The organism is Rhizobium rhizogenes NBRC 13257, from assembly GCF_000696095.1.
GTDB lineage: Bacteria > Pseudomonadota > Alphaproteobacteria > Rhizobiales > Rhizobiaceae > Rhizobium > Rhizobium rhizogenes.
Genome location: NZ_BAYX01000006.1, coordinates 342,363 through 354,697, shown reverse-complemented (window position 1 = coordinate 354,697; position 12,335 = coordinate 342,363). Strand labels below are relative to the sequence as shown.

At 61.1% G+C, this 12,335-nt stretch carries 7 protein-coding genes; 3 read left to right on the top strand and 4 right to left on the bottom strand.

What is annotated here, in order from left to right; genetic code table 11:
- Positions 1–118: 118 nt before the first annotated feature.
- A complete protein-coding gene (locus RRH01S_RS15780) occupies positions 119–1,372 on the top strand; it encodes a multidrug effflux MFS transporter (protein ID WP_042472821.1) in 1,254 nt (417 codons plus the stop codon).
- 87 nt (positions 1,373–1,459) lie between these two features.
- Here RRH01S_RS15780 and lysA read toward each other — a convergent pair whose 3' ends face one another.
- The 4 genes from lysA to RRH01S_RS15760 all read right to left on the bottom strand — a co-directional run bounded on the left by lysA (position 1,460) and on the right by RRH01S_RS15760 (position 6,532).
- A complete protein-coding gene (lysA, locus tag RRH01S_RS15775; RefSeq protein WP_042472818.1) occupies positions 1,460–2,704 on the bottom strand; it encodes a diaminopimelate decarboxylase in 1,245 nt (414 codons plus the stop codon).
- 117 nt (positions 2,705–2,821) lie between these two features.
- A complete protein-coding gene (locus RRH01S_RS15770) occupies positions 2,822–4,003 on the bottom strand; it encodes a PLP-dependent transferase (RefSeq protein WP_042472813.1) in 1,182 nt (393 codons plus the stop codon).
- A 13-nt stretch (positions 4,004–4,016) separates the two neighbouring features.
- Positions 4,017–5,387, bottom strand: coding sequence for an MATE family efflux transporter (locus RRH01S_RS15765; protein WP_234711705.1), 1,371 nt, complete (start codon positions 5,385–5,387; stop codon positions 4,017–4,019).
- On the bottom strand, positions 5,384–6,532 hold the full coding sequence (locus RRH01S_RS15760; RefSeq protein WP_042472808.1) for a GNAT family N-acetyltransferase: 1,149 nt from the start codon (positions 6,530–6,532) through the stop codon (positions 5,384–5,386). The genes RRH01S_RS15765 and RRH01S_RS15760 overlap by 4 nt, the downstream gene beginning before the upstream one ends.
- A 322-nt stretch (positions 6,533–6,854) precedes the next feature.
- Between RRH01S_RS15760 and RRH01S_RS15755 the strand changes: the two genes are divergently transcribed.
- Both RRH01S_RS15755 and RRH01S_RS15750 read left to right on the top strand, forming a co-directional pair.
- A complete protein-coding gene (locus RRH01S_RS15755; protein WP_042472805.1) occupies positions 6,855–10,829 on the top strand; it encodes a non-ribosomal peptide synthetase in 3,975 nt (1,324 codons plus the stop codon).
- 33 nt (positions 10,830–10,862) lie between these two features.
- Complete coding sequence (locus RRH01S_RS15750; RefSeq protein WP_042472801.1) at positions 10,863–12,173, top strand: lysine N(6)-hydroxylase/L-ornithine N(5)-oxygenase family protein; 1,311 nt, start codon at positions 10,863–10,865, stop codon at positions 12,171–12,173.
- Positions 12,174–12,335 lie beyond the last annotated feature (162 nt).

Sequence of the window (12,335 nt, the reverse complement as noted above, 5' to 3'; positions counted from 1 at the left end):
GGCGAAAGCACCCATGCGCGGTAAACAGGCTCCTGACGGGGTCTTTTTTTATGCCCGAAATTCGGGCCACGCCTCGTCAGATCTCCCTCGACACCCCACTGACAAGACGGTCAAAACCATGACGGACAACAATCCAATTCGAACTCCGCGCACCCGAGCGACCGAAAATACAGCGACAGCAGTTGCTGCGCCCCGACTGACAACCCTCATCTTTCTCTCGGCGCTCTCTGTGCTGCCGGTGAACATGATCCTGCCGTCGCTGCCGAAAATTGCCGGTGGGTTCCATGCTGACTACGCTCTCGTTAATCTTTCAGTAGCCGGCTATACGATCGTCACGGCCCTGATCGAGATCGTCGCTGGCGCGATGTCGGATCGGTATGGGCGCAGGCCGGTCGCATTGACCGCGGTCTCCATTTTCATCGCCGCGTCGATGGGCTGCGCGCTGGCGACCAATATCGGCACCTTCCTTGTTTTTCGGGCGATGCAGGCCTCGATCGGTGCCTGCTTTTCCGTCGCTCTCGTTGTCGTCAAGGAAACATCCGGGGAGCGCGGCACGGCAAGCAGAATTGGCTACGTCTCCATGGGATGGGCGATTGCACCCATGGTCGGCCCGATGTTTGGCGGGTTACTGGACGAATTGTTCGGATGGCGGGCGATCTTCGTTGTCCTCGCCATCCTTGGTGTGGCCGTCCTCGCTCTGTCCATGCGCGAACTAAGGGAAACCTCCACGCGCGCATCGAGGCCGAAGGCGAATTACCTTGCCTCCTACGCGCAACTGCTCAGTTCGGCGCGGTTCTGGGCCTATACCCTGTGCATGGCCTGTTCCATGGGAACGCTCTATATCTTCCTCGGAGGAGCGCCTTTGGCATTCAGCCAGTCGCTCGGCGGATCGAGCGCGACGCTGGGCTTCTACATGGGAATGGTCCCGGCGGGCTTCATCCTGGGTAGTTATCTGGCCGGCCGCTACGCCTCGCGAAATGCGCTGAGCACCGTTCTCATTGTCGCGCGTCTCTTCACCTGCGTCGGGCTGCTGGCTGGCCTGGTCCTTTCTATGTCTGGCGCTGCCAACGTTCTTGCATTCTTTGGACCCTGCATGTTCATCGGTATCGGCAACGGGTTGACCATGCCCGCCGGCAATACCGGTGTACTGTCCGTGCGCCCCGACCTCGCCGGCACTGCCGCGGGGCTGTCCGCCGCAATGAGGCTCGCCGGAGGAGCGCTCATAGGCTCCATGGCCGGCCTGTTTCTGGCACGGTCAGGCACGATCCATGCCCTGTTCGTCATGATGCTGGTATCGGCATCACTCGCATTGTTAGCCGCAGCTTACGCCGCCTTCGTCGATCGGCGTATTTCCAGTCCGGATTCCGTCTAGCCTCGACGTGGGTGGAAACGTGCACCGCGAATTGTCATGTGAGGATCTTGAGCCCGCTTGCGCGGGCCCAAGAGGCATAGCTGTGGGCTAAACATTTTCAAGCTCGAGCAATTCGTCCAGCGTCTGGCGCCTGCGGATCAGCCTGTGTTTTCCTTCGTCCAAAAGCACTTCGGGAGCATACAGCCGGCTATTGTAGTTCGAGGACATCGTCGCCCCATAGGCGCCGGTGCCGTGGAACACCAGAAGGTCGCCGACATGCGTTTCGGGCAGATCCCTTCTCTCCACCGTTCCGAGTTCCGTCTGCGTGAACACATCGCCTGATTCACACAAGGGGCCGGCAACGACGGTCGGCAGGGTGACGGCCGAGCGAGCCTGGGGCGTGGGGCCGGGGATGACGGATATATGGTGATAGCTGCCGTACATGGCCGGTCGCGCGAGATCACTGAAACCGGCATCGACCAGCGTGAACCGGTTCTGGCCCATGGTCTTGACCGCCCTCACCTCCGCAAGCAACACGCCGGAATCCGCCGTCAGGAAGCGCCCAGGCTCGATCTCCAGGCGGATCGGATGTTTGAAGTGCGCCTCGACCTGCCGCCGTGCCTCATCCCAGAGCGAGAAATAATGCGTGGGGTCGATCTCCTCCTCGCCTTCCTTATAGGGCACGGAGAGGCCGCCGCCAGCGGAGATCGCCTCGATGTCGATGCCGAGATCGCGGCAGAAATCGACCATCGCGCCGCAGACACGCTGCAGATGACCATAATCGACGCCGGAGCCGATATGCATGTGCAGCCCGACAAGCGTCAGGGAATGGACGCGCACGGCAGCCACCGCCTCGTGCAGTTGTTCGAACCAGATACCGTGCTTGCTGTTTTCGCCGCCAGTATTGGTCTTGTTGCTGTGGCCGTGTCCGAAACCGGGGTTGACGCGAAGCCAAACCCTGTGGCCCGGAGAGCGCTCGCCGAGCTGATGCAGCATGTCGATCGAGCCGATATTGACCTCGATCTTGTCGGCAACGACCCTGTCGAGGATTGCGCGGTCGAAGACATCGGCGGTGAAGACGATTTCCGCCGCATCGGACGTGCTACCTACGGCATAGCCCGCACGCACCGCACGCTCGATCTCGCCGAGCGAGACGGCGTCGACGAAAACGCCGGCCTGGCGCATTTCCCGCAGAATATGAATGTTCGAACAGGCTTTTTGCGCAAAGCGGATTACGTCGAAGGCCGACAATTGCTTGATTCGGCGGCGGATGGCTTCAGCGTCGTAGACCCAGAGTGGCGTCCCATATTCGGCGGCAAGCGTGGTCAGGGTATCGTTGGAAGGGATGGTCATTTTCTCTCGGTCGGTTGGGGCTGGGGCTTGGCAATAGGCCGTGACAATAATGCGGGCGGAATGCCGTTGTCACTCCGCCCGCTTCGTAATGCAAATCAGAATTTTAGGCGTCGCCGCTTATTTTGCCGCGACAGCGAATGCCTGCTTCAGATCGGCGATGATGCTCTTCGCATCATGAAGACCGACGTTGAGGCGGATCGTGCGGTCGCTGACGCCGAAACGTGCAAAGACATTCGTTTCGGGGGAGATGCTCAGGGCCGCCTTTGCCGGAACGACGAGGCTTTCCGGTCCGCCCCAGCTGACGCCGATCCGCACCAGGCGCAGGGCGTCGACGAAGGAGGCAACGTCGATATGGTGCGCAACCTCGAAGGAGAAGAGACCGCCAAATCCACTGAAGGTGCTCTTGCCCGGATGCTCGACGAAAGCGGGGTGCATGACATTTGCCACAGCATCAGTCGATTTCAGCCAGGACGCGACCTCAAGTCCAGCTTCGTGGTGATGGCGCATGCGGAACGGCAGGGTTTCGAGATTGCGCAGAACTAGCCATGCCTCGAACGGCGCGAGCTTGGCGCCCGTATAAGGATAGATCTCGCTGTTGATCCGGTTGATATGCGCGCGCGATCCGGCAACGAGGCCCGCGACCGTATCGCTCTGCCCGCCCAGATATTTCGAAGCTGCATGGATCACCAGGTCGATGCCAACGGCGAGCGGGTTCTGGTAAAGCGGCGTCGCCCAGGAATTGTCGACCATGGTCACCACGCCATGCCGACGGGCCGCCTCGGCGATGGCCGTCAGGTCCTGCAATTCGAAGACCATCGAGGTGGGATTCTCGAGATATATGACTTTGGCGCCGGGGATAGCCGCAATCATCTTCTCCGTATCGGTCCCGTCGATATAGTCGACGATGACGCCGAAGCGCTTCAGCACTTTTTCGAAGAAGCGGAAGGCATCGCTATAGACATGCCGCACGGTGACGATCCGTTCGCCCGGCCCGACGAAAGCAAGGACCGCCGCCGCGATGGCGCCCATGCCGCTTGAGAAGGCGCGTGCTTCCTCCGCACCTTCCATCTCCGCGATCCGGCGTTCCAGCAGTTGCACCGTCGGATTGTCGCCGCGCGAATAGATCGGCTTTTTCGAACGGCCGGCAAAAACATCCTCAAGGTCGCTGTAGCTGTCGAACAGGAAGAGCGACGTCTGATAGATCGGCGGCACGGCCGCATTGAAGGGATCGTCCTGGACAGGCATCAGCGTGTCGGACGTTACTCTATGATAGGCATCGAACCTTGGGGTCTCGTTCATGGCGTCCTCGTTTTCAGGGATGGAGTGTCGATTGGCCAACCAGTTGGCCAGGGCTTGTCGGTAGGAGGGCCAGCCATTCGCGACGGGCGATGACGAGGCCAAGCACGGCCGCGAGGATTGCGGCGCCCGCCGGCGCAAGGGCGACGCCGGCAAAGCCGATCCAGAGCGGCAGCAAAAGCAGAAGAGGAATGAGCAGATAGCCTTGCGGCGCAAGCCCGACCACGGCGGAAAGCCCGGCCCGGCCGCGCGACTGGAGCATCACCAGCAGAACCGACTGAAACGCCGCCAGGGGAAAGACCGGAAAGAGTGCCCGTAAATAGGAGATCGCCTCGGCTGCGACCTCGGGACTATCGGTGAACAGACGCACAATCGGTTCGGCCCCCAGAAACAGCAGCGCGGAATAGAGGGACGCCACAGGGATCGTCACCGCCAGCATGACGCGGATGATCGCCCTGATCCGCAGGGGATCACCCGCCCCGACGGCATGGCTGACAACGCTTTGGGCGCCGAGGCAGAAGCCGAAGACGGGGAGTTGGCCGAGCGTCATCAGGCGAATGGCGATTGCGGTTGCGGCTACGCCTGCATCGCCGCCATGGACGGCCGCCTCGCGCAGAAGAACGAGGAAACCCACGCCCGTCACAACACTCGTGGCAGCCGCGGGAATGCCGATCCTTGCGATCGGCCGCAGCAATTGCCAGTGGACCAACCGCATCGTCACCCTGACCTTGCCCCATCTGCGCTGGAAATAGACCACGTAGCAGAGAAGGGCTGCCACCGACGACAGGATGGTCGCAAAGGCGGCACCCGTTTCGCGAAACTGCAGCAGGAAGATGAAGACCGGGTCGAGAATGGCATTGAGCGCAAAACTGGCAATCAGCACGATCATCGAGAAGCGCGAGTTTCCTTCGGCGATCGCGATGAAATCGCAGACGGCTTGCAGCAATCCGAGCGTCACGCCAAAGGCCAGCAATCGTCCATAATTGAGGCCCGGCGCCAGAAGCTCGTTGCTGGCGCCGAGAGCGCCGACGAAGCTCGGCAATCCGAGATAGATGAGGACGGAGAGGACGATGCCAATCGGAATGGTCGCGGCCAATGCCGTTACCGCCACCGACGAGGCGGCGGGCACGTCACCCTCGCCGAGATGCCGCGCCAGAAGCGTAGCAAGCCCGATGCCGAGCCCTTGCCCCGTCGCTGCGACCAGCAGGAACAGCGGCATGACCAGGCTGATGCCGGCAAGCACCTCCGGCCCAAGCGCACCGAGGAAAATCGCGTTGATCGCATGATGGCCGGCGCTTGCTGCCAATCCAGCCACAGCCGGCAGGGCAATCGTCAGAACGAGCCGCATGACGCGCGGATCGTTCATATCGGCAACTGCCTTCATCATGCAACGTCCCGAGGTAGCGAGCCAAGGACCGGCAAGCCGTCTTCCCCGGACAGGCCGGAGAGATCGGGCGACAGCAGCCGGTCCATGAAGAAGCGCTCGCGCAGGAGCATCACCAGCAACGCCTTCTTGTGGGCAAACTGGATGTGCTTGATCTTGGAGAAGCCCGACCGGTCGAGATTGCGGATCTGCTGGCGGTGATGATGCACCGGCTCGCCGACGATCCGCCGCGTGCGCGGATCGGCCAGGAACATGTAGTGCATCAGCGACGGCAGCCAGGCACTGACGAAGGCCTTTCCGCGGAAGGCGTCCTCGCCGATGGCGACATGCCAGCCACGATCATGTCCTTCGGCCTCGTAATGCGGGCCAATGCGATCTTCCTTGGCCCAGTAAAGCTCGAAATAGCCAAAGGGCACTCCGCCGAAAGTTCCGATCAGCGGCAGGGTGCGCGGATCGGCGAGCCGGCCGGCGATGAAATCGCGGTGATAGGAAAGCTCGCCATTGTCTTCCCATATGGCGGCGACGCGGGGATCGTTCATCCAGCGATGAAAATGCGGGAGATCCGCCTCGACATCGGCGACATGGAAGCCGATCGGAATGTTCAGCCAGGGAATGAAGCGATTGTAGACGGAGCCGACAGGCTTCGGCGGCCGCAGTGGGTGAAGGACGCCGTTGGTCAGGACCGGCGTTTCCGGATAGGCGAAAGGCGTGCCTCCGAGCCAGGGCTTTGCTTGCTGGAAGAAGGCTTCCGGACGGGCGATGAAACGATCCCCGCGCTGCTCAACAGCGCCGGATCCCAGCAGGCGCGTCAGAAGAGCACGATCTTCAAGAACGATATCGACCGCTTCCAGCTCCGGATGGCAGGTTAGGACGGCATCCAGCACGGCGTTGACGACATCCTTGGGCGATAACTCTTTCGTCCCGGCTGATATTTGATCGAAGACCAGCAGCGGATTGGCCAAGGCCGAGACGCGTCCCGAGGCCACCTCGACGCCATGATGTTTGGCGCGAAAGCCGCTGGGTGCCGATAGCACGATGACGGGCAGGCCGAGCGCCAATGCGTGGCTTGCAAACCCCTCCGGCGGCAGGCGCAGATCGAATGATCCGGCCGCCGCGATCTCGCGCGTCGTCGCAACAAAAGCATCCATTTTCAGTCTCCAAATCCGGCCGACGCCAACAATCACCGGTAAAACCGGGCACGGCGCTAATTCCGCAGAGACGAATGGGGCCATGCGAAATTCAAAATATTTTTCAAATTTATTTTTCACTATTTTTCTGAATTTCGGATCATCCCGTTCGTCTTACAGCCGCATCGAATTTAGAAACGGAAATATCCGAATTAGAACTGTTATAATGTAGGTCTTATCTAAAAGATATACTTATAAATACTCTCCATGCGCGAAATTATAAATGATAATAATTTCGCGAATTCGATTGCTACTTCAAACGCAACTCGGAGAACTGCAAGATATGACACTCCACGACAGAAATGCCACGGCGGCATATAGTTCGGATCACATCGCAACGTGTCCGCTATCGCCGACGCAATCTCGAATCTGGCTTCTGTCCGAAACCGGCAACGAAGCCGTTTTCGGACGACAGATCCTCGGGATCGCGTTCGCCTCGGTGGAGGCGTTAACGGCGCGCAAGGCGCTCGCGGCCCTGTCGGAACATCATCCCCTGATCGCCCGCAAATTCGAGGCGCGTCCCGGCGGGATCGTCTATCAGAGCCTGGGTGACGCAGGACGCATTGAGATCATCGAACGCAGCCTGCCCGACGGCGAAAGCATCGAGGAAGCATTGCCTGCCGCGGCCGAAGAAGAAAGACAACGGCCGGTGGACCTGCAGGCAGGGCATCCGGCTCGCTTCGTGCTCTTCGTCAGCGGGCAACAGGCCGTCGGCGTCCTATTCTCGCTGCATGCGGTCATCGGCGATAGCGTGGCGCTCTACCGGCTTGCGAGTGATTTCATCCGCAATCTCGGCGGTCTCTCCGCTGCAGGGACCGATCTTGCCGAAAGCGCGCTTCCCAAAGTTGCCGCATGGATGATCGACCATGCAGCTCCCTGCAATCCCTCAGCCGAGCGGGTGGATTTCTGGTTCCGGCGGCTGACGGCGCAGGAAAACATCGCCGCCCTCACGCCGCAGGCATCGATTGCGAAAGAGATCGAGGACGCCGGCTGGTGCGAGCATTTGCTCGACATACCGGCGCAGACCTATGCCGAACTCTCCAGCGATATGCCCGCGGCTGTCGCCGTGGCGCTGCGCCGCTATTCGGGATACGGCACGCAGAGGATCGGCCTGGTCACGAGGCCGGAGAAGTCCGTGGTAACGGCCCGCACGGAAGATGTGCTGATCGTGACCGCAGAGATCGACGGGGCGATGACGCTCCAGCAGACCCGCAAGGCGCTTGCGGCCGACATGGAAACCGCTGCCCTGCAAGCCCTACCCTTCGAAGGGCTGGCTGAAGCCCTGCTGCGGCACGATGAGCTTTTCGACACGACGAGCCTCGTCAAGACGCTTCTCGACATCAGGCCGGCTTTCCGTTTCGAGACGGCAGCGGCGGTTCGCACCCTTGCCGAGCCACCCGCCCGCCGCGACGCCGAACTCGTTATCACCGTTTCCTATCTCTCCGGCGACCGCGCAAAAATCCGGTTCGGTTTCGATCCGCAGAAATACGAGCGCGAGCATATCGTCCGTTTTGCCAATGATCTGGCAACCGCGCTTGAACACCTTCGCAGCAAACCGGATCAATCGATCAAGGATATTCCCTTCGTCTCGCGCGAGGAACTCGCGAGGCTTTCCGCACCCTATCCGGACCAGCCGGAAGCGGACGACGGTCTGCCGATCCATGAGGTGATCTCGGCGCAGGCGAAACGACGGCCGGATGCCTTCGCCGTCGCGCAGGGCGAAAAATCCATTACACATGGCGAGCTGGAGGCGGCGGCCAACCGACTAGCCAACCGTCTGGTCGCCATGGGGATCGGGCCGGAAAAGCGGGTCGCGATCGCTCTTGAGAAGTCGATCGACGCGATCATCGCCATTCTCGCGGTGCTGAAATCGGGCGGTGCTTTCACCCCCGTCGAGCCGGATCATCCCGAGGCACGCAACCGGCATATCCTCAGCGCGCCTGGCCTGTCGCTGATCATTTCACGCACGCGGTCGATCGCCAACCTGCCGACCGACATCGCAACGCCGATGTTTAATCTCGACAAAACCGATCTCACCGCCGAGAGCATCGAAGCGCCCGCCGTCTCCATCGCGGAGCGGCAGCTCGCCTATGTGATCTACACATCCGGATCGACGGGCGTGCCAAAGGGCGTAGCCGTCGAGCACGGGCCGCTTGCTCATCATTGCAAGGCGACCTTGCGTATCTACGAAATGAGTGAGGCATCCTGCGAATATCCGGTGCTGCCCTTCACCTCCGATGGCGGGCATGAGCGCTGGATGGTTCCCTTGATGGCCGGCGGCGGCGTGGTGCTGACGCAGGACAAGCTGGCGACCCCGGAAGACGCCTTCGCGATGATGCGCAAGCACGGCGTCAACAACGCCAGCCTTCCGACCAGCTATGTGCGCGGTCTTGCCGAATATGCCGGCGAGAACAGCGAAATACCGAGGCTCAGGCTCTATTCGTTCGGCGGCGAGGCGCTGTCGCAGGCGGTGTTCGACATGATCACCGAAAACCTGCAGGCGCAGATGCTGATCAACGGCTACGGGCCAACCGAAACGATCATGACCCCGATGATCTGGAAGATCCCCGCAGGCACCCGTTTTGAGGGGACCGTCGCGCCGATCGGCCGGGGCGTCGGCGACAGGCGCATCTATGTGCTTGACGCGGATCTTGCTCCCGTACCGGTCGGCGTGATCGGTGAAATCCATATCGGCGGCAGCGGTCTGGCGCGCGGCTATCAAGGTCAGCCGGAACTGACCGAGGAACGCTTCATTCCCGACCCCTTCTCCGACAATGGCGGCCGGCTTTACAAGTCAGGCGACCTTGGCCGCTGGCGTGAGGACGGCATCGTGGAGTTCGCCGGGCGCGTCGATCACCAGATCAAGTTGCGTGGTTATCGCATCGAGCCTGGCGAGATCGAAGCAGTGCTCAGATCCAACCCGAGCGTCGCCGAGGTCGTGGTGCTGCTGCATCAGGAGGGAGGGCGCAGCTCGCTGGTCGCCTATGTGGTGCCGCGCGAAGGCGAAACACTGAGCGTGACGGAGTTGCGGCGGGCCGCGATGACTGCCCTGCCGGATTACATGGTGCCGCAGACGATCATGCTGCTGGACAAGCTTCCGATGGGGCCGAACAGCAAGCTGGATAGAAGCGCGCTGCCCGCTCCCCGGATAGACCGGGACGTGGTCGCGTCCGCGAATGACAAGGAAAGAGCGATCCTCGACGTCTGGAAGGATATTCTCGACATTCCGGAAATCGGCGTCACCGAGAACTTCTTCGATATAGGCGGCCAGTCGCTCGCCGCCGTGCGTATCGTCTCCCGCCTGAAGACCCGCCATCCGGAATGGCCGCTGACGATCGCCGACATGTTCAACTATCCAACCATCCGCGATCTCGCGATCGCCATCGAGGGCACGCGCGACGAAGCCGGCGTCGACATGGTCTACCTGCGGCGCGGCGGCGACCGACCGCTCCTCTATTGCTTCCCCGGCCTGCTGGTCAGCACCCGCGAATACATGCGGCTTGTCGACTATCTCGGCCCGGAACAGCCGGCGACAGGCTTCATTTGCTACTCCCTGACGGAAAGCAAGACGCTCAGCACCCGTGTCGAGGATGTCACGGCGCGCTATGCCGAAGCCGTCCGCAAACAGGCCAAGGGGCGCCCATGCGCCTTCCTCGGCTGGTCCTGGGGCGGCCTACTTGCCTATGAGGCCGCCCGCCAGCTCGGGAACGACATCGATCTTCGCATGATCGGCATGGTGGATGTCTGCGACATGGACGAGGAATTCACCCTCGGCATCATGCCGCGCTTTGCCGACGGTGTCCGGGATCGAACCCACGAGCAGGTCCAGTGCTGGCTGGCGACAACGCCGATGCGCGACGACTGGATGAGACTGTTCTCGGCGATGGATGAGGAAGTCTACGAACAGTTCCTCAATCATATCGTCAAGCACAACGTCATCCTGCCGTCGGACGGCCCGGACATCGGCTCCGAGGAGCACACATTCTGGATCCTGATCGATAATGCGATGATCTTCCGAAACTACCAGCTGCAACCGGCGGATTTCCGCATTCATGCCTTTGCCGCCGAGGACTCGCTGACGCGATCGCTGAACGTCATCGACTGGCGCCGCTATTCGCCCAACGCCACGGCCTCCGAGATCGTCACCGGCACCAACCATCTGACGATCATCGGCAAGACACCCTTCCATCAGCGCTTTGCGAGACGACTCGACCAGGCCTTCGAGACGACATCCGCGTCCGCGCGCAAGGCCAAATAATCTTTCTTTCCGATATCATTCTGGAGCTGCTTTATGACATCTCAAGTGCTCGACCTCGCCGGGGCCGGAATTGGTCCGTTCAACCTCAGCCTTGCCGCCCAGCTGGACTCTATTCCGGCGCTGTCGGTCCGTTTCTTCGAAAAGCGGCCGTCCTTTGCCTGGCATCCGGGCATGATGCTCCCTGGCGCGGAAATGCAGACATCGATCCTCAAGGATCTGGTGACAGCGACCAACCCGACAAGCCCGTGGAGCTTCCTGTCCTACCTGGTGGCGCATAAGCGTTTCTATCAGTTTATCAACGCCGAATATGAGGCCGTTCCGCGCAAGGAATTCGCCGATTATCTCGGATGGGTGGCGCGCGGGCTGACATCGCTTCGCTTCGGCACCAGCATGCGTGACGTTCAAATGGCCGACGGGCTGTTCTCGGTCGCCACCGACAACACGCAGATCCATGCCCGCAACCTCTCGGTTGGCGTCGGCAAGATTCCAGCGCGGCCGGCATGGGCCGAAAGACTGCCGAAATCGCTCGCCTTTCACAGCAGCGAGGCCGCCTTGCGCCTTGGCGATCTGAAGGCACCGCGCGTCGCCGTGATCGGCGGCGGTCAGAGCGGTGCGGAGATCGTCGATGCCCTCATGGACATGAAGACCGTTGCCTCGATCCATTGGCTCAGCCGCCGGCCCAATTTCGAGCCGCTCGATGCAACGCCCTTCACCAACGAGCTCTTCACGCCCGGCTATATGGAACGCTTCCATGGCCTGCCCGAGGACCTGCGGCTCACTCATACGCGCCGGCAGGTGCTTGCCAGCGATGGTGTCTCCCCCTCGACCTTGAAGAAGCTCTATCGCCGCCTCTACGAAAGGAAGCTCGATGGGCTCGATCACGGCATAGCCCTGCGCCCGTATCGCGACGTCATCTCAGCCCTAAGTAACGGTCCCGAGATCGAACTGACCATGCGCAACGGCTTTGACGATAGCATCGAGACGATCGAAGTCGACATGGTCGTGCTTGCCACCGGGTATCGCTTCGTGCTCCCCGACTTCCTCCAATCTCTCCAGAGCCGGATTGCGGTCAACTCCATCGGCGAGCCTGTTCTCGAAAGCGATTTCTCCGTGGCATGGGACGGTCCGCCCGAGAATAAGATTTTCGTGCTGAATGGGGGGCGCAACAGCCACGGGATCGCCGAGCCCCAGCTCAGCCTCGCCGCATGGCGAAGCGCCGTCATCGCCAACGCCCTGCTCGACAAGGCGCATTTCGACCTCGATCAGCTTGATCCGATCGTTCAATGGGAATCTCAGGGGCAAGCCTCGCTTCTCTCCGCGCATATGGGGCAGGCGGCGGAATAGACGCCCTGTAGTGCTCACAAAAAACATCGCGCGGACCGAGCACCAGGGCTTGAGTCTGCGCGATGGACGTTCGATTGCAGATACTATCTACGGGGAGCGAAAGCCGGCCGAAGAAATACAACTAAAAATGGTTCAACCTTAAGGCCCCACGGGTATGTTTTC